This window comes from Cardiobacterium sp. Marseille-Q4385 (assembly GCF_916618745.1).
Taxonomy (GTDB): domain Bacteria; phylum Pseudomonadota; class Gammaproteobacteria; order Cardiobacteriales; family Cardiobacteriaceae; genus Cardiobacterium.
Map to the genome: position 1 here is coordinate 1,700,565 of NZ_OU745373.1, position 18,209 is coordinate 1,718,773.

The following is an 18,209-nucleotide window of genomic DNA, read 5'->3' on the forward strand; positions in this document are numbered from 1 at the left end:
AAAAAACTACGTAGCTATCAAGCGGCATGCCGGTGGGGATAAGGCAAAGGCGGGTTTGCACCCGCCCCCTGCTATAGTCGTTTCAACTGGAACGGATACGGCGAGGCTCGCCGCCTTGTCTCAGTCCTATTGGAAACGGCTATGTCTTGCCGCCTGCGCTCAGCTGCGTGTCGGCGGCAGCGACCACAGTTTTTCCAGCGCGTAGAGTTCGCGCGTCTCCGGGCGCATGAGGTGGACGATGATGTCGCCGAGATCCACCAGCACCCAGTCGCGGCTGTCTTCGCCTTCCATGCCGAGCGGCGGATGGCCGGCGGCTTTGCTGTCGTCATGGACTTTGTCGGCGAGTGCGTGCAGGTGGCGGTCGGAGGTGCCGCTGGCCACGATCATGTAGTCGGCGATGTCGGTTTTGCCGGCGAGATCAATGGTTTCGATGTTGACGGCTTTGAGTTCGGCGAGGCTGTGCTCGACCAGGGTTTTGAGTTCGTTGGCGTTCATGGGGTTCCTTGTTCAGAAGTTGGTCAGCGGGTTGTAGGGCGGCAGGTAGGCAATGAGCAGGTAGAGGATGCCGAAGTTGGCAACGATGCTTGCCCAGAAGAAGCCGCGAAAGCGTTTTTGGTTGAGTTTGTGCCGCAGGAGCGGACGGGCGATGAGCGCGCCCGGCCAGCCGCCGAGAAGGCTGGCAAGGTGCAGGGTGGTGTTGGGGATGCGCTGCCCGCCCTGTTCGGCGGCGCGTTTGTCATAACGGTAGAGAATGACGGTCAGCACGCTCATGATGGCGCTGGTGATGCCGAGCGGCAGCGAGATGAGGGTCAGGCCGAGGAAGTAGAGGATATCGAGCACGGCATAGACGTAGCCTTCGATGCGCTTGGGTTTATTTTTATCGGCGATGTCGTAGGGGTCGCTTTCCATGATGGCGTGCTCGTGCTCGCGCAGGAGGACGCGGCTTGCCTGCCAGCCGCCTTTTTGGGCCGGGGTGGCGAGGAAGGTGACGGCGATGTCCGCCGATGGACGACGGTGGTGGTAGGCGAAGTTGCTGATGTGGAAGAAGAGGTTTTCGTAGCCGGGCTGGATCTGGATGAAGCCGTAGCCTTTTTCGTCGTTCCAGTTGATGACGCGGCCTTGGTAGGCGCGGCCTTCTTCGAGTTTCAGCGGGAGGCGGCGGTTTTTACGGGGTGGTGCGTAAGTCATGTGAGCTGTCGTTGTTGTTGGGCGCGGAGGAGCAGGTGCTGTTTCAGGGTGTGCCAGTAATCGCCGTGTTCTGCGCCTTTGGTGATGCGGTCGAGTCTGGCAGCGAGTTTGAGCAGGGTGCGCTGGGCGGCGCGGCTGTGTTTGCCAAGTGCCGCCTGATAGCGGCGCTGCTGACCGGCAAAGATGTTGTATTGCTGGTAGTGGGCGGCGTGTTCGCCCGGGTTCAGGTTGGCAAGGCCGATGAGAACGCTCATGTCGCGCTGGATGAGCCAGGTGACGAGGGTGGTGTCACGCGGGTTTTCCGCTTCGAGGCGGGCGGCGATACGCCAGGCGTCCAGCCAGTCAGCGCCGAGGATGGCGTCGCTGAGGGCAAAGGTGTTGAATTGCGAGAAGTCGTCCAGCAGTTCGGTGAGCAGGGTTTCGTCGATGATGTTGTGTGCCTGCGGGTGAATGGTGAGGCGTTCGATGGCCTGTTTGGCGGCAAAGAGGTTGCCCTGACAGTTGGCCAGCAGCAGTTCGTAGGCGGCCTCGGTGAGGCGCAGTTTGGCGGCATTCAGGCGGGCGCGGATTTGTTTGGCGAATTGTTCGGGGTAGAGCGTCTGGCTGGCGATGGCGAGGTTGCCTTTACTGAACAGCGCTTTGTACCACGCGGTGGTGTGCGGTTTTTCCAGGTTCGGCGCGTAGATGATGAGACGGGTGTTATCGAGCGGCAGGTCGGCGAGGCGGGTGAGGGTGTCGGCGGTCGCCTTGTCCGCTTTTTTCTGGTCGAGATAGAGTTCGAGCAGGCGGCGCGGTGCAAAGAGCGAGGGGGTTTCGAGTTCGGCGATAAGGGTGTCGATGCGGGTGTCGCCGTAGAGGCGCTGGCGTTCGCTGAAACCGTCGGCGGTGGCACGTGCGCGCAGGGCGTCCAGCGCTTCGGCGTTCAACAGCGCTTCGCTACCGTAGATGAGGCTGATGGCCGGCAGCGGGTGCGCTTTCAGGTGGTGAGCGGTGTCTTGCGCGGCGAGGTTCATCGGATGGTGGCGTTGAGATAGCGGATGAGTTTGTCGGCGTTGTCGCGCGCGAGTTGCTGGTGCGCTTCGGCTTCTTCAGCACGGCTGCCGAGGTAAGCGTTGCTGCGGTAGAGGACGTTGCTGCGTGCGGTGAAGGTCTGGCTACCGCGCGTCTCGCCGTTTTCGCTGATGGTGGCGCGGAAGCTGTCGAAGAGTTCGATTTCCTGGGTGTCGCCGGTGCTGCCGGTCGTGGTGCGCACGCGCTGGTGGTCGATGTCGCTGATGGTGACGCGCACGGCAGCTTCCGCACTTTCGATGATGCCTTGCTGGCGCAGGGCGGCACGAATGGCATCGGCCAGTTCGTCGTTGCCGCCGGGCAGGTCGAGGTAGATGCTGTGGACGTGGTTCGCTTGCTGCGCGCCTTTGAGGTGGAAACCGCAGGCGGCAAGGGCAAAGGGGAGGGTGGCGAGGAGGAGGCGTCTTTTCATGCGGGAAGATGGGCGTTAGGTGTGTGGATTGTAACAGTTTTCCGGGGCAGTGGCGGGCGGCGGCGGGTTACATAAAAAATCCCGCCGGAGCGGGATTTTGCTTGGGCGCGTGGCATGTCTCAAGCCATGAAACGGCCAATGACTTGTCCGCCGACCATCATCCACGCCATCAGGAGTGAGGTGAGGGTGACGCCGAGCCAGATGTAGCCGGTTTTCAGGTAGCACCAGTGGTTGATGATGAGCATTGCGCTGTATTGCGCCATGATGACCGGCAGCATCATCATCCAGCGTCCGCCGTATTGCGGCAGGCCGATGACGTCGAATCCCGGGCCGATTTGCAGGTAGGCAGGAATGAAGTGCAGGCACCACAGCAGGAACAGGCCGCCGACGGCAGCAAGGATGCTGCCTGCGCTCCAGCGCAGCAGGTTGCCGGTGAAGCTGTAGCCGATGGGCTGTTTGAGCTGAACGGTGAGGATGAGGCCGTTCACGGCGGTGAAGGCGATGAGGATAAGCAGCCAGTAGAGCGGGTAGAGCTGCCAGCGTTCGGCGGTCATCGGTTTCAGGAGCGGCCAGAGGAAGCGCAGTTCCTGGGCGAAGAGGTTGTGGATGAGCAGGGTGAGGGCGTAGAGGTAGCCCATCAGCAGCAGGGCCAGGAGCAGGCTGCGGCGGATGACGACGGCGCTGTCGCGGGTCGGCGGAGCGAATACGCCCAGGTATTGCAGCGGCACGCCTTGACGGCGGTACCACAGGCTGAACAGGGCGATGCTCACGGCGGCGCTGACGAGGAGCCAGGTGATGATGCCGTTGCCCATTTCCAGCGGCATCGCGGGCAGGAGTGCGGCGATGGGTTCGTTGGCGCCGCCCCAGCGGGTGAAGAGCGGGTAGAGCAGCAGGGTGAGCAGGACGTTGATGAGGGCGAATAGCCGCCATTGGCCACGTTCCAGACGGTTGTCGTTGTTGAGCGGCTGGCGGGCGGCGGCGAAGTATGGGGTGTCCAGCAGCAATGCAGCCAGGCAGAGGGTGGAGAGCACGGCGGCGATGAGGGCGACGAGGCCGCTGCTTTCTTTGTACCAGTAGGTGAAGCCTTGTGCTTCCTGCGGCTGGCCGAGGGTTTGCGCGAACCAGTCGATGGCGCTTTGGTTGGTCGCGGTGGCAATCATTACGCCGAGGTGGCTGCCCTGTACCAGGTCAGCGCGGCGGGCGCTGCCGTCGGCGATATTGCCGTAGGTGTGGTTCCATTCGAGGGTGCTGTCAGCGGGCAGGCCGAAGGCTTGCAGGCGCGCGGCGTTGTGAACGAGGTTTTTGACGGGGTAGGTTTTTTCGCGGTAGCCGCCGATTTCTTCGTAGAGGCCCTGGGTGAGCAAGTAGTTGTGCAGTCCGTCCATTTCGCCGCCGTTGCTGCTTTGTCCGTTCACCGCGCGGTGATCGGGGTTGGCTTTGGCGACGCGGATGGCGTTCAGGGCGCCGGTGGAGTGGCCGAAGATGCCGAGACGGGTGTTATCCACGAACGGCAGGCTTTTCAGGTACTGGTAGCCGTTGTTGGCGCCGCTCATGTTTTTGTTGGCAGCCGGGGCTTTGGTCGAGTAGCCGTGCCCGAAGTGGTCGATGGCGAGGACGACGTAACCACGCCGCGCCAGTTCGAGGGCGCCGAAGGTGTTGGTGGCTTCTTTGTCGCTCTGGTAGCCGTGCAGGGCCAGCAGTCCCGGTGCGGGCTGTGCGGCGGTTGCGGTTTTCGGGCGGTAGAGTTTGGCCACCATCGGCTGCATTTCTTCGGTCATGAAGGTGATGGTGTTGACGTCGATGCGGCCAAAGTCGCGTTCGATGCGGTTGCCTGTCCAGGCGGCAATCAGGGCGATGAGGGCAAAGATGGCTGCCCACAGGGCATAGCAGCGGCAGGTTTTCATGATCGTTCTCCCGTTGTTTCGCCGACTTCGGCAAGGATGCTCACTTGTGCGCTGTCCACGCCCTGCACGCGCAATGGCATGGCGATGACGCGTTGCAGGCGGTAGGCGTCGATATGGGCGAGCGCCATGTCCTCGATGATGCAGATGTAGTGTTTGCTGTACATGCCGAGCAGGATTTGGTGCGCTTTGACGCCGTGGTCGGGATGCGACGGCGAGGCCAGCGAGATGAAGTCGAAGCCGACGGCTTTGAGGTGTGGGGCGTGATCCAGCAGGTACTGGGCGGCGTTGATGCTGAAGGCGCAGCCGCGCGCGGCATAGGTTTGCGGGTCGCGTTTGCGCAAGGCTTCGAGTCCGGTGCGCAGGATGAGGCAGTCGGCCTTGGCAGCACGCGCCATGTAGGGCGCGAGGTCGGCGGGCTCAATCAGCGAGGCTTCACCTTTGGGCAGGTCGATGAGGAGCGGGTGTTCGTAGATGAAGTGCTCGATCGGCAGTTCGCTGATGGTCGGGCCGTTCGGGTTGAAGTGGGCCGGGGCGTCGTAGTGGGTGCCGAAATGGTTGAAGAGGTGCAGGATGGAGCTGTTGTAGGCGTCGCCGTCGGCGATGCGTGTGCTTTTTTCGATGCGCAGCGTCGGTTCGCCGGGGAATCCGGAATCGGCGACGTTCAGCGGATGGGAGAGAAAGTGGTATTGCATGGTCGTGCCTCAAGGCTGTTGTTTCGGGGCGGTTTGCAGGAGTTGTTGCAGTTCGGCTTTCCAGTGTTTGGCCTGCATCACGGTGCCGTGGCCACGGGTGTTTTCGCTGGCGGGGATGAGGTATTCGCGCCCGTGCGGGATGCGCGGGATTTCCCGTTCCATGATGCCGAGGACACGCGGGTTGCGTTCGTCGTCGGCGGAGTTGATGGCGAGCAGGTGAGCGCGGATGTTTTCGAGATGAGCTGAGGCGTTGTAGTCGTGTGAGGATTCCCACTGGTAGATGAAGTCGTTGGCGTCGCCGTTGAAGGGGGTGGCGAGGCGTTCTTGCAGCCAGGCGTCGCCTGCCGCGCTGCTGCTGCCCGCTTTGTACAGCGCCTGTTCGCCGCCGTTGGTGGCGGTGGTGAAAAAGAGATAGGTGCGGCGGAAATTTTGCGGCTGTTCGCGGTAGTCGCCGTTCTGCCAGCTGGGGTCGCTTTTGATGGCATCGACCAGCAGGCGGCGCATCATCCAGTTGCGCCCCGCCATTTCAGTCGGGTAGGACGCCATCGGCACAGCGATGTCCATCATCTCCGGATAGCGGGTCGCCCACAGCCAGGTGTGCATGCCGCCCATGGAGTTGCCTAGGACGAGGCGCAGGTGCTTGATGCCCAGGTGCTCGGTAATGAGGCGGTACTGGGCATCGACCATGTCGTCGTAGGTGTAGCGCGGGAATTTCATACGCAGGCCGTCTGAGGGTTTGCTGCTTTTGCCGGTGCCGATGGCGTCCGGCAGGATGATGCGGTATTGGGCGGCATCCAGCGGTGCGCCGGCGCTGAAGAGTTCGTCAGCAAAGCCCTTTTTGAGCATGCTGCGTGCGGAGCCGGTGGTGCCGTGCAGGATGAGGACGGGTTCGCCGTCGGGGTTGCCGAGGGTAGTGTAGTGCAGGCGCAGTTCGGGCAGGATCTCGCCGCTGGTGAAGCGGTAGTTCGGGATGACCCATTCGTGCTCTTCCTGGTTCGGGTAGGTGGTTTCTGCCTGGGCGAAGGTGGTGAGGCCGAGTACGCAGAAGGCGGTTTGGAGGAGGCGGCGTAGTGTCAGGTGCATGGTGTTCCCCTGTTTTCTAAAGCGAAAGGGCCCGCAGTAGCGGGCCCTGTGTCGTCGTTAAGCGGTGATTTTCCGGTTCATGTGCATGACGTAGGCCATGACCAGACCGAGGATGACGAGCGGCAGGATCGGGTCGAGGATGGAGCCGCCGTGACCGAAGACGAGGTTGGCAACGGCAACCAGCGCGCCGCCGATACCCCAGGCGATGGTGGTCGGGATAGACCAGACGATCATCTGGGTTTTCACGTCGGCGATGCCCATCATGCGGTTGACCACCCAGTAGAGGCTGTCGTTGAAGTAGCCGAAGAAGAGCGAGCCCATGGTGGCGGCGTTGGCGGCCATCAGCATGTTGATACCTTCGATTTCGGCGAGTATCGGCATGGAGATGGAGGCGCCGGTGACCATGGCGACGGTGCCCGAACCCTGGATGAAGCGCATCAGGGTGGCGATGATGAAGGGGATCATGATCGGCGAGAAGGGCAGGTGCTGGGCGATGTGCTGGGCCATTTCTTTGCCCGCGCCGCTGTCGCGCAGGATGGCGCCGAGTGCGCCGCCGGCACCGGTCACGAGCAGGATGATGCCTGCGCTGGTCACGCCTTCTTCGAGGTATTTTGCGGTGTCATGCACGCTTGTCCGTGGTAGCAGGGTATAGACAGCGACCAGCACGCTGATGGCGAGCGCGATGATGGGGTTACCGACAAAAGCAATGGTTTGGTAGAAGGCTCCGGCCTGGAAGGCTTTCAGGGCTTCTTCGGTCGGGAAGCTGTATTTGCCGACGAGATCAACGATGGCTTTGGCGAAGATGAGGACGATCGGCAGGACGATGGGCAGCATGGAGAGGAACAGGCTGGGCAGGGATTTGGTCTGTTGTTTTTCGATGTAGCCGTCGAGTTTGTCGCGCAGTTCGTCTTCGCTGAAGGCTTGCTGGTTGAACTCGGGGAAGCGTTTGTCCAGCCATTTGGCGTAGTACACCATGCCGATGACGCAGGGCACGGCGAAGCACATGCCGGAGAGCAGCATGGCGCCCAAATCCACGCCGAAGATGCCGGCGACACCGAGCGGGCCGGGGGTCGGCGGTACGGTGTGGTGGGTGACGACCAGGCCGCCAGCGAGGGCGACGCCGAGGGTGAGCAGCGAGCGTTTGCTGTTTTTGGCGAGTGCTTTGGCGACGGGGTAGAGGACAACGAAGGCGGAATCAACGAAGATCGGGATACTGACGATGTAGCCGGTGATTGCCAGCGCCCATTCTTCTTTTTTCTCGCCGAGGAACTTGATGAAGCTGAACGCCATTTTTTCGGCGGCGCCGGAGACTTCAAGGATGCGCCCCATCATCACGCCGAGGCCGATGACGATACCGATGCTGCCGAGGGTGCTGCCGAAGCCTTTGCTGATGGCGCTGATGGTTTCAGTCGCGCTCAGACCGCCGCAGATACCGGCGATGGACGCGGCGATAAGCATGGCGATGAAGGCGTGCACGCGGGTGCGCAGCACGAGGTAGATCAGGACGAAGATGGCAATCAGGAGACCGATGATGGGCAGGGGCATGCCGAGCACGGTGGTCACGGCTTTTTCAGTGGTTTCCATGATTTATCCCCCTTGCAGGTCTTTGTCGATGAATTGGCGGATGACGCTCTGGAAGTCGCTGTCGCAGATGAAACCGCGCGCGAGAGCGCTGGTGTTGTCGATCGCGGCCGGCCAGCTGGCGACGATGGCGTTGATGCCTTCATCGAGTTGCGGCTTGATGTGTTGCAGGATCTCTTTGCCCTTGATCGCGGCGAGGTCGTCGAGCATTTGCTGCACGCTGATGGTGAAGCCGGGCAGGTTGATGACGTGCCAGTCGCGCGGTGGCAGGGAAGGCATATCGAGCGCGTGGATGAAGTTGGCGACGACGGTATCGGGGCTGGACAGCCACAGGCGCAGCGCAGGGCTGACCGGCAGCACGGCGTCTTCGCCTTGCAGCGGTTCGCGCATGATGCCGCTCACGAAAGACGAGGCAGCCTTGTTCGGTTTGCCGGGGCGGATGCAGACGGTAGGCAGGCGCAGGGCGAGGCCGTCGGCGAAGCCTTTGCGGGTGTAGTCGTTAATCAGCAGTTCGCACATGCCTTTTTGTGTGCCATAAGTGGACTGCGGGGTGACAGCGGTGTCGTCGCGGATGACATCGGGCAGTTTGCCGCCGAAGACGGCGAGCGAGCTGGAAAAGATGATGCGGATGGACGGTTTGGTGTGGCGGATGGCTTCCAGCAGGTTGCGCGTGGCCAGGAAGTTGATTTCGTAGCCAAGGTCGGGTTCGGCTTCGGCGTGGCTGCTGACGATGGCGGCGAGATGGAAGACGGCATCGGTCGCCGGCGTGATGACGCTGCCGAGGTGGGCGGGATCGCGCAGATCCATTTCCACGCAGGTTACGCGCGGATCGTTGCCGGGGGCGGTCGGCTTGATGACATCCACCAGGGTGAGGTGGACATCCTGCCGCTTGGCTAGCAGGGTCTTGGCAAGCCGCTGGCCGAGAAAGCCGGCGCCGCCAGTAATGACGATGTTTTTCATGGGTTGCCTCTGTTGTGTGAATGAAAGTGTGTGAAATGACGGGTAAAGCGGGAAGTCAGGTTTTATCCCGCTTGGCGGGTAATCCCCTTCTCCCGCTGGGGGAAGGCTGGGATGGGGGTTGGGCAAATTGCGTTAGCAACAAGCCCTGTCCCGCAAGGCTAGGTTTTATCCCGCTTGGCAGGGTTTTGTCGGGCTTCGCCCGCTTTCTCTAACCCCCACCCCAACCCCTCACCCACCGGGTGAGGGGCTTTTTCCGTCCCGTAAAGCCCTGGTTTTATCTCGCTTGACGGTTTGTTTTCCCCTTCCCCCGCAAGCGGGAGAAGGGATTTTGGGGTTCCGCTTGGCGGCGATGCGAATCGTAGGGTGGTTTTAGCCCACCAAACATCAGCAAGGCTATTGTTCATGGTGGGCCAAGGCCCACCCTACACGACCCCAAGTTTTATCCCGCTTGGCGGTTTGTTCCCCTTCCCGCTGGGGAAGGGATTTGGGGTTCCGCTTGGCGACCTGTTTAACGGTAAGCCGCGAACCAACCCAGCCCATCTTCGGTTTTGCCACGCGGGTTGTATTCGCAGCCGATGTAGCCCGCGTAACCGAGTTCGTCGAGCAGGGCGAAGATGTAGGGGTAGTTCACTTCGCCTTCGTCCGGTTCGTGGCGGTCGGGGACGGAGGCAATCTGGATGTGGCCAATGCGCGCAAACATCGCTTTGGTCATCGCGCTCAACTGCCCGTCCACGTTCTGCGCGTGGTAATAGTCGAACTGGATCCGCACGTTGTCGCGGCCAATGGCTTCGACGGCGGCGAGCGTGTCGTACTGGCTTTTCAGCAGGTAATTGGGTTTGACCTGCGGGCTGAGGGCTTCCAGCACGATGTGGATGCCGTGCGGGCGGAAGCGTTCGCTGGCGTAGCGCACGTTGTCGATGTAGGTGTTGAGATAGGCGTTGCGGTCGGCGCCGGCGGGGACAACGCCCGCCATGATGTGCACGGTCGGGCATTCCAGGGCAATGGCGTATTCCAGCGCCTGGTCAATGTCGCGCCGTGCCTCGCTTTCGCGCCCCGGCAGGGCAGTCAGCCCCCATTCGCCGTTTTTGGTATCGCCCGCCGCGCTGTTAAAAAGCACCTGCTTCAAGCCGTGCTTGTCCAGCAGCGCTTTCAGCTCGGCGGCGGGATAGTCGTAGGGCCACAGGTATTCGACGTAGCGGAAGCCCGCGTCCGCCGCCGCCTTGAAGCGTTCGAGGAAGGGGCGGTCGGCAAACATCATGGTCAGGTTGGCAGCAAATTTGGGCATGGTTATTTCCCCCGGTTTTTCAGATCGTTAACTTCGTCATCCGTCAGATAGCGGATGTTTTCGCCGCGCAGGATGAAATGCAGTCTGGCGGTTTCTTCCAGTTCTTCGGTGTTATCCACTGCGTCGGTGAGATCGCTGCCCGTGACCACCACGCCGTGATTGGCGAGCAGGAAGGCGCGGCCAGTGAGCGCCCGCGCTTCCAGTTTACGCGCAATGTCGGGGTGGCCGGGGCGGTAATACGGGATGACCGGCAGTGCGCCGACGCGCATGACGTAATACGGCGTGAATGCTTTGAGCGCGTTCGCAGGGTCCAGTCCTTGCAGGCAGGATAGCGCGGTGAGGTAGGTGGAATGCAGGTGGACGATGGCGTTGCAGGCCGGGTTCTTGCGGTACAGCGCGAGGTGGAAGACGGACTCCTTGCTCGGCTTGTCGCCGGCGAGCAGATTGCCATCGCCATCCAGCACCGACAGCCGTTCCGCCGTCAGTCGCCCCAGCGAGGAACCGGTGGGGGTGACGAGGAAACGCCCGCCGTCCAGGCGGCAGGACAGGTTGCCCGCCCCGCCGACGCTGTAACCCCGGTTAAACAGCGACGCCGCCAGCGCCACCATCTGGTTTTTTTGCTCAAGTTCGGTCATGCGAACATCCCCTGCGCGTAAGCGAAGAAATCCTCAGTGCCGAAGTTGCCGGATTTCAGCGCGAGATAGACTTCGCCATCGAGTACGCGCAGCCATGGCACGCCGGGGGCAATCTGCTTGCCGATGTGGAAGCCGTCCACGCCGAGACGCTGCACGACGATACTGGACGTTTCCCCGCCCGCGCAGATGAAATTCACCACACCCTGCACGCGCAGCTTTTCCGCGACGGCGGCAAACACCTGCTCAATGGCATGGCTGGATTTCTCCACGCCGAAGCGTTGCTGAATGGCTTTGAGTTCATCCGGTGGCACGGTAGCGTAGAGCAGCGGTGCGTGTTTATCGTCCAAATGGCTGACGACCCAGGCAGCGAGTTCAGCGGCATAGTCCGCGCCCCGCTCGATGCAGGCCTGCGCCTCGACGAAGCGGTGCGGCGCGACGGCCTTATAGGTAGCGACCTGCTTGTTGGTCATCACCGAACACGAGCCGGAGAGCACCACCGTCGCCCCTTTCTTCGGCACAAAAGCGTTATCGCCCTTCTTGCCGCCGGAAAGCAGCGCCGCCAGATACGCGCCCAACCCCGAACCGCCGGTAACCAGGCGCAAATCGCGGCAGGCCTCGGCCAGCACCGCCAGTTGCGCGTTATCGACACTGTCGGCGACCGCATAGCGGTAGCCGTCTGCGCGCAGACGGGCGAAGCAGTCCCTGACGTGCGCCGCGCCCTGCACCATGTCCGGATAGGCGACCAGCCCTGTCTTGCCGCGCGCCTGCGCGTCCATCAGGCGCGGCAGACTGGCGTCGCGCATCGGCGTAATCGGGTGATTCTGCATCCCCGATTCATTGAGTAGCACCTGGCCGACGAACAGATAGCCGTTAAAAATCGTCCGCCCGTTGACCGGCAGCGCGGGGGAAATCACCGTGAAATCCTCGCCCAGCGCATCGAGCAGCGCATCCGTCACCGGGCCTATATTGCCGGCGGCGGTGCTGTCAAACGTCGAACAATACTTGAAGAAAAACTGCTTGCAGCCCGCCGCTTGCAACCACTGCAACGCCGAGAGCGACTGCGCTATCGCCTCTTGCGCGGCAATCGAGCGCGATTTCAGGCTGATCACCACTGCATCGACGCCGTCCGGCAGGGCGCGCGCCGGGATGCCGTTCATCTGCACTGTGCGCAGACCGTTCTCCGTCAAAAAACTGGCGATGTCGCTTGCGCCGGTGAAATCGTCGGCAATTACCCCTAACTGCAACATCTCAGCCCCCTTTTTTCGGCAATTCGATGCCGCTGAAAATCTTGATTACCGCGCTGTCGTCTTCCTTGCCGTGCCCGGCATTACTCGCCTCGGTGAACATATTGAACGCCGTGGAGGCAAGCGGCAGCGGGAAACGCAGCGCCTTGCCCGTATCCGTCACCAAGCCCAAATCCTTGACGAAAATATCGACCATCGATAGCGGTGTGTAGTCGCCATCGACAACGTGCTTCATGCGGTTCTCAAACATCCACGAATTGCCGGCGGCGTGCGTGACCACGTCGTACATCAAATCGAGCGGAATCCCGGCCTTGGCGGCCAGCGCCATCGCTTCCGCCCCGGCGGCAATATGCACCCCAGCGAGCAGTTGGTGAATGATCTTGACCGTCGCACCCTGACCGATGTCTTGGCCGCAGCGGTACACCTTGCCCGCGACCGCATCCAGCACCGGCTGCAACTTGGCGAACGCAGCGTCATCACCGGCTGCCATCACCGTCATCTCGCCCGCTGCCGCTTTCGCCGCACCGCCGGAAACCGGCGCATCCAGCATCAGCAGGCCGCGCGCGGCGAGCGCCTCGCCAAAACGGCGGGCATCCTGAGCAGCAATCGTCGAAGAAACCATCACCGCCGTGCCGGGCTTGAGCTTGTCAGCGAGCTTGCTTTCGCCGAAAAGCACGGCCTCCACCTGCGCGGCATTGACCACGAGCAGCAGCACCGCATCGAGCTTGTCGGCAAAACCATCCGCCGATGCCGCGACCGCTTTCGCGCCGGCGGCTTGCAAAACGTCGCGCGCCTGCGCAGACAAATCCACGCCATACGTATCAAGACCGGCGCGCACAGAGGACTGCGCCGCCCCCATACCCATCGCACCCAAACCGATTACCGCAACTGCATACGACATGATGAACCTCTCGTTATGTGAAAAACGGGTGGATATTAGAGCGGCATTTTGTGTAAAGCAATAGGTTTATTGTGGAGTTTTGGGAAAAATCGTGAGATTGCTAAAAATTGTCAGCGTAGCAATACGTTAAAAAGGCAAAAAAATAGCCGCTCTAAGCGGCAAACAAGGATTTCGGGAGCAGAGGAATGCGGATATGCATGACTCGCCTTCAGATGAGGAATTCCCCAAATGATGTGTTGAATATCTTATAAATGAAGGGTGAGAAGGCACAGCGGAAGGGGCGTACCCCTGCCTAAATCCCGTATTTAGCAGCGATATTGCGCAGGTCATCGTTGCTTTGCGCCGTGAGCAGCTCGGCAATCAGTGCCTCGTTATCCAGCATCGTCGCCAGCATCGACATATTTTCCAGATGCTGCTCGTGATTCTGCGAGGCGAGGGTGAAGAATAAGCGCGCATCCTTGTCGCGGTCATCGGCAGCAAAGGCGACTGCTTCATGCACTTTCATGAAGGACACCGCTGTCTGATGAACACTGGCGGTATTTCCCTGCGCGTGCGGCATGGCAATATCGGGGGCGATGACGATATACGGCCCGTATTGCTCAACGCTGGCAATGATTTCATCTGCATAAGCGGCATCCACTGCGCCGCTTGCGACCAGCGGTTCACATCCGGCGCGGATGGCGCTTCGCCAGTCGGCACAGCGTTCCTTGAAATTGACGTGTCCGGTGTCAAGCATTTGTGTCAGTAACATGGCGTCCTCCGCTTAATACGCAACAAAACCGACAGCACGCAGTGCCTGCCGACCTGCTTCATACCGCCGCTTACCCCATGCAGAATAAGCACCCAAGCGCCTCATTTCACTGACTTTACTCATTTAAAGACTCCAGTAACAACAGAAAAAAACGGCAAACGGAACCCTCCATTTACCTCCACGTAGTGTGCGCTACAACCCCGCATAAAGCGAGGATTGGTTGCCGTACAAACAGCACGCAAGGGTAGGGTGGCTGCCAAGCGGTGTGATGATTGTCGGATAAAAAGAGCGGGCTGTGTTGCCCGCCCGTTCTTATTGTCCCTTGCGCAGCGTGTCGAGTTCGTCGAGGAGTTGCAGGATGAGTGCGGTCGCGGGGGCACTGGCTTCAAAGTCGCGGCTGATGCGGTGAGCGCGGCGAATGCGCGCCAGCTGGTAGCCATCGTAGGTGGCTTGCTGCGGGTCGCCGCTGACGTGGATGATGTCTGCTTCGATGATGCTGGTAAACCAGTTATCGTCGCTGTCGCAGGCGCGGATGATTTCGCGGTAGCTCAGTTGGATGTCGTGTTCGTCGTGCATGGTTCAGCCTCTTGCGCCGTAATGTGCCGCCAGTTGCTCCCAGGCGGCGCGGTCGGCGTCGCTGTTCGCTTGCGGCAGGTCGATGTGGATGGTGAGGTACAGGTCGCCCGGTTCTTTGGCGGGGATGCCTTTGCCTTTGAGGCGCAGGTTCTGCCCGCTTTTGCTGTTCGCGGGGATGGTGACGTGCAGTTTGCCCGCAGGGGTCATGACTTCCAGGCTGCCGCCAAGCGCCGCCGTCCACGGCATGACGCGGATATGCTGGTACACGTCTTTGCGGTCTTTGATGTAGTGCGCCGGGTTTTCATGGAAGCGGATTTTCAGGTAGAGGTCGCCGTTTTCGCCGCCGTTCCAGCCGGGCAGCCCCTGGCCGCGCAGGCGGATTTGCTGGCCTTCGAGGATGCCTTTGGGGATTTTGACGTGCAGGGTTTTGCGGGTGTAGGTCATTTCGCCCTGCGCGGTGAGGGTCGGCATATCGAGGCTGAAGCTGCGCTCGCTGCCCTGGTAGGCGGCGGCGATGTCGATGGCGAGTTCGGCGTGCTGGTCTTCGCCCTTGACCGGGCCGCTAGGGCGCTGGGAACGTCCGCCATGTGCGTGGCCAAAGGCGGAGAAGATGTCGTCGAAGCGGAAATCACCGCTGCCGAAGGGCTGGCCGTCGCCGAAGCGGCTGTCGTCGAAGTGGTATTCGCGGTAGCCGCCCGCCTGACGCGGGTCGAAGCCGCCAAAGCCTGCGCTACCCGCCTGTCCGGCGAAGGGGTTAGCGAGCGCGGCGTCGTAGGCGGCGCGTTTTTCCGGGTCTTTCAGGGTGTTGTAGGCCTGGTTGATTTCGCTGGTTTTTTTGTCGGCATCAGGGTCTTTGCTGATGTCGGGGTGGTACTGCCGCACCAGGCGGTGATACGCCTTTTTGATGTCGGCAGCGCTGGCGTCTTGGGCAACGCCGAGGATGTCGTAGTAGGTCTTGGCCATAGAGGGGTCTCGTTTGGGGTGTAGGGCTATTTTAGCGCGCGGGGTTGCTATGGCGCAGGATGTAGGCGCCGCGTTCGGCGACGCTGGGATTGGGGTCGACGGCGAGTCGGGTGGCGAGGTGTTGTTCGCTGGGGCCAAGGTGGGGCAGGGCGGCGATGATGGCGTCAGCGGCGACGCGGCGGACGATGGGCGAACGGTCGGCAGCGGCCTGTTGCAGGGTGTGGTTGTGCTCAACGGTGATGGTCAGCGGGCGGCTGGCAAGAATGGTGTGCCAGCGGTAGATGTTGTAGCGCTGTTCTATCCACTCTTTTTCTTTGCCGCTGGCCCAGGTGGCTTTGCCGCTTAGCAGGCTTTGGTAGGCCTTGGCGCGCAGGCCAGGCTGGATGGCGTGCGCGGCGATATGGGGCAGATGGCGGTCGATGGTCGCAACTTGGCCGAGTTGGGCGAGGAGGGTGGTCATCGGTCCAGCCGGGCTCCGTGCAAGAGCGGTAGCGAGTTGGGCGGCGACGGCATCGCTGAGGAGCACGGCAAGCGCGTCTTGTTTGCTGGCGGGACTCATCCGCCCCCAGCTCGTCCAATAGCGCAGGATATAGCCAAGGGCGGTCGCGAGGTGCTGCGGCGCGGTCGCGGCGGCAAATGCGGTGAGGCGGCGGCGGGCAGCGTCACGCACCGGTGCCGCCCAGTCATTCAGGCGCAAGAGGACGAGGATGACGCAGGCAGTGCTGGGAATGCGTGCGGGCAGGGCGTGGAGCGCCTGTTCGCGGATGTAGCCATCGGGGTGGCAGAGGTTAAGCCATGTGCGCCATATTGGTGCGGCATTAGGCTCCTGTGGGTGAAAGAGGTTTTTGCCAGCAATCTTTTCAAGGTCCAGAAGGGCGCGGATAAATTCGTCCATATCCGCATAGGGCAGCGGTAAATCCACACGCGGGTTGGGGTCGCTCAAAGCGTGCAGGACCGCTTCTGCGACGAGATAGCGTTCTTTCAGGTATTTGTTTTTGAACCATTGCGAGCGGTTCAGCCACTGCTCCGCCCAGTTCATGGCATCGCTGTTTGCGGGGGCGGACGGCTTCAGCCATTTTTTCAGCCAGTTCACTGCAACACCGACTGCGGATAGCTGCCGAGGATGCGAAACAGGCTGGCGCGGTCGCGGATTTCGTCCAGGAGGACGCGCATTTGCGGTTCGTCGCGGTGGCCTTCGAGGTCGATGAAGAACACGTATTCCCACATGCCCCGGCGGCTGGGGCGGGATTCGATGCGGGTCATGTTGATGCCATGACGGCCGATGGGTTCGAGCAGCTGGTAGAGCAGGCCGGGGCGGTTCTGCGAGGAGACGAGGATGGTGGTTTTGTCGCAGCCGCTGATGCCGCTTGCCTGTTGACCGATGACGAGGAAGCGCGTGGTGTTGTTGCCGTCATCTTCGATATGTGGGAAGCGCACCGGCACGCCGTAGAGTTCTGCCGCCATTTTTCCGGCAATCGCCGCCGCGTCCGCTTCTTCGGAGGCAAGTCTGGCCGCTTCGCCGTTGCTGCCGACCATGATGATGTCCGCATGTGGCAGGTTTTCCGCCAGCCAGCTGCGGCATTGCGCCAGCGACTGGCTGTGCGAATAGACGCGGCGGATGTCCGCCAGCATGGTGGCGTGGGTCATGAGATTCTGCCCGATGCGCAGTAGCACTTCGCCGCAGATGTTGAGGCTGGAGGTGACGAAGCTGTCCAGGGTATGCGTGACCATGCCTTCGGTCGAGTTCTCGACCGGCACCACGCCGTAGCTGCACACGCCGCTTTCCACCGCCTTGAAGATGTCGGGGATGGAGCGCAGCGGGCGGGTGGTGACGGAATGGCCGAACTGTTTCAGCGCGGCGGCCTGGGTGAAGGTGCCTTCCGGGCCGAGGTAGGCGATTTCCAGCGGCAGTTCGAGGGCGAGGCAGGCGGACATGATTTCGCGGAAAAGGCGCATGATTTCCTGATCTGACAGCGGGCCGTCGTTTAACGCGGCGACGCGTTCCAGCACCTGCCGTTCGCGTTCCGGACGGTAGTAAGCGATGTTTTTGCTGCCTTCGGCCTTCTTGATGGCGCCGACTTCGCGGGCGCAGCGGGCGCGTTCCGAGAGGCGGGCGAGAATGTCGGCATCCAGCGCATCAATTTGCGCGCGCAGTTCGTTCAGAGTGGGCATGGGGGTGGACTCCGGTAGGGGCGGGACGTGCTATATTCTCGCACACTCGCCCGCCGCCGCGCGGCGGACGCCATAGTCGTCCCAAATAGAACCCGGTGTTGGCGAGCCTCAGTCCTATCTGAAACGACTATAAACATAGGAACCTGCCATGAGCGATATACTCGAAATTCACCCCGAACGCATCAAGCCGCGCGACATCGACCGCGTTGCCGACATCATCAGAAGCGGCGCCGTGGTCGTCGTGCCAAGCGATTCCGGCTATGCCCTGCTTTGCCGCCTGGACGACAAGGCGGCAGCGGACAAAATCCGCCACATCCGCGAACTGGATCGCGACCACCCCTTCACCATTCTCTGCGCCGATCTCACCGATCTTGGCCGCTACGCGCGGGTGGACAACGTGCAATACCGCCTGCTGAAAACCCTTTTCCCCGGCGCCTACACCTGCATCCTGCCCGCCAGCCGCGAAGTGCCGCGCCGCGTGCAGAACGACAAGCGCAAAACCATCGGCATCCGTGTGCCCGATCATCCCATCATGCAGGCGCTGCTCGCTGCGCACGGCGAAGCGCTGATGGGGGTATCGCTCTTTGACAGCGACGATTACAGCGGCGACATCCACGACCTGCCCGCTTCAGTCACCGGCCTCATCGACCTCATCGTGGACGCGGGCGACCTGCCGCTGCGCCCGACCACCGTCCTTGACCTCACCGAAATGCCGCCGGTTGTATTGCGGCAAGGGGCAGGGGACGTGGATTTTGGGCGGTAGAACATAGACGATAGCGACGCTTCCGCTTGTG

General features: G+C 61.6%; 19 protein-coding genes. 1 reads left to right on the plus strand and 18 read right to left on the minus strand.

All coding sequences use genetic code 11. The features are described 5' to 3' along the window. Positions 1 to 159: 159 nt before the first annotated feature. The 18 genes from rsfS to pheA all read right to left on the minus strand — a co-directional run bounded on the left by rsfS (position 160) and on the right by pheA (position 17,415). The gene (gene rsfS / locus LG374_RS08285; protein WP_225757249.1) at positions 160 to 495 is read right to left on the minus strand and encodes a ribosome silencing factor; all 336 of its coding nucleotides are present in this window, start codon (positions 493 to 495) and stop codon (positions 160 to 162) included. A 12-nt stretch (positions 496 to 507) separates the two neighbouring features. Next, positions 508 to 1,188, minus strand: coding sequence for a cold shock and DUF1294 domain-containing protein (locus LG374_RS08290; protein ID WP_225757250.1), 681 nt, complete (start codon positions 1,186 to 1,188; stop codon positions 508 to 510). Continuing rightward, on the minus strand, positions 1,185 to 2,201 hold the full coding sequence (holA, locus tag LG374_RS08295; RefSeq protein ID WP_225757251.1) for a DNA polymerase III subunit delta: 1,017 nt from the start codon (positions 2,199 to 2,201) through the stop codon (positions 1,185 to 1,187). The genes LG374_RS08290 and holA overlap by 4 nt, the downstream gene beginning before the upstream one ends. Next, on the minus strand, positions 2,198 to 2,668 hold the full coding sequence (gene lptE, locus LG374_RS08300; protein ID WP_225757252.1) for an LPS assembly lipoprotein LptE: 471 nt from the start codon (positions 2,666 to 2,668) through the stop codon (positions 2,198 to 2,200). Before lptE ends, holA begins: the two co-directional genes overlap by 4 nt. 119 nt (positions 2,669 to 2,787) lie before the next feature. Further along, a complete protein-coding gene (locus LG374_RS08305; protein WP_225757253.1) occupies positions 2,788 to 4,572 on the minus strand; it encodes an alpha/beta hydrolase in 1,785 nt (594 codons plus the stop codon). Continuing rightward, a complete protein-coding gene (locus LG374_RS08310; RefSeq protein WP_225757254.1) occupies positions 4,569 to 5,264 on the minus strand; it encodes a cyclase family protein in 696 nt (231 codons plus the stop codon). Before LG374_RS08310 ends, LG374_RS08305 begins: the two co-directional genes overlap by 4 nt. Before the next feature lie 9 nt (positions 5,265 to 5,273). Then, positions 5,274 to 6,347, minus strand: a complete 1,074-nt coding sequence (locus LG374_RS08315; protein ID WP_225757255.1) for an alpha/beta fold hydrolase — start codon at positions 6,345 to 6,347, stop codon at positions 5,274 to 5,276. Between the two features lie 57 nt (positions 6,348 to 6,404). After that, positions 6,405 to 7,901: a GntP family permease gene (locus tag LG374_RS08320; RefSeq protein WP_370639335.1), complete on the minus strand. Its 1,497-nt coding sequence runs from the start codon at positions 7,899 to 7,901 to the stop codon at positions 6,405 to 6,407. A 33-nt stretch (positions 7,902 to 7,934) separates the two neighbouring features. Then, the gene (gene denD, locus LG374_RS08325; RefSeq protein WP_225757257.1) at positions 7,935 to 8,888 is read right to left on the minus strand and encodes a D-erythronate dehydrogenase; all 954 of its coding nucleotides are present in this window, start codon (positions 8,886 to 8,888) and stop codon (positions 7,935 to 7,937) included. Between the two features lie 508 nt (positions 8,889 to 9,396). Then, positions 9,397 to 10,173, minus strand: coding sequence for a 2-oxo-tetronate isomerase (otnI, locus tag LG374_RS08330; RefSeq protein WP_225757258.1), 777 nt, complete (start codon positions 10,171 to 10,173; stop codon positions 9,397 to 9,399). 2 nt (positions 10,174 to 10,175) lie between these two features. Then, complete coding sequence (locus tag LG374_RS08335) at positions 10,176 to 10,808, minus strand: aldolase (protein WP_225757259.1); 633 nt, start codon at positions 10,806 to 10,808, stop codon at positions 10,176 to 10,178. Next, positions 10,805 to 12,055 carry a 3-oxo-tetronate kinase gene (otnK, locus tag LG374_RS08340; RefSeq protein ID WP_225757260.1) on the minus strand — a complete coding sequence of 417 codons (1,251 nt, stop codon included), beginning with the start codon at positions 12,053 to 12,055 and terminating at the stop codon, positions 10,805 to 10,807. The genes LG374_RS08335 and otnK overlap by 4 nt, the downstream gene beginning before the upstream one ends. Position 12,056: 1 nt before the next feature. Further along, entirely contained in the window at positions 12,057 to 12,953 is an 897-nt protein-coding gene (gene ltnD, locus LG374_RS08345) for an L-threonate dehydrogenase (protein ID WP_225757261.1), read from the minus strand. A 292-nt stretch (positions 12,954 to 13,245) separates the two neighbouring features. Beyond that, a complete protein-coding gene (locus tag LG374_RS08350) occupies positions 13,246 to 13,704 on the minus strand; it encodes a PTS sugar transporter subunit IIA (RefSeq protein ID WP_225757262.1) in 459 nt (152 codons plus the stop codon). Positions 13,705 to 14,016: 312 nt separating this feature from the next. Next, positions 14,017 to 14,280 carry a chaperone modulator CbpM gene (locus tag LG374_RS08355; protein WP_006987027.1) on the minus strand — a complete coding sequence of 88 codons (264 nt, stop codon included), beginning with the start codon at positions 14,278 to 14,280 and terminating at the stop codon, positions 14,017 to 14,019. Between the two features lie 3 nt (positions 14,281 to 14,283). Further along, positions 14,284 to 15,243, minus strand: coding sequence for a DnaJ C-terminal domain-containing protein (locus LG374_RS08360; RefSeq protein WP_225757263.1), 960 nt, complete (start codon positions 15,241 to 15,243; stop codon positions 14,284 to 14,286). A 31-nt stretch (positions 15,244 to 15,274) separates the two neighbouring features. Next, positions 15,275 to 16,336: a hypothetical protein gene (locus LG374_RS08365; protein WP_225757264.1), complete on the minus strand. Its 1,062-nt coding sequence runs from the start codon at positions 16,334 to 16,336 to the stop codon at positions 15,275 to 15,277. Beyond that, on the minus strand, positions 16,333 to 17,415 hold the full coding sequence (gene pheA / locus LG374_RS08370; RefSeq protein WP_225757265.1) for a prephenate dehydratase: 1,083 nt from the start codon (positions 17,413 to 17,415) through the stop codon (positions 16,333 to 16,335). The genes LG374_RS08365 and pheA overlap by 4 nt, the downstream gene beginning before the upstream one ends. A gap of 148 nt (positions 17,416 to 17,563) precedes the next feature. On the opposite strand from pheA, the gene LG374_RS08375 reads away from it, so the two are divergent. Further along, entirely contained in the window at positions 17,564 to 18,178 is a 615-nt protein-coding gene (locus LG374_RS08375; RefSeq protein ID WP_225757266.1) for an L-threonylcarbamoyladenylate synthase, read from the plus strand. Positions 18,179 to 18,209 lie beyond the last annotated feature (31 nt).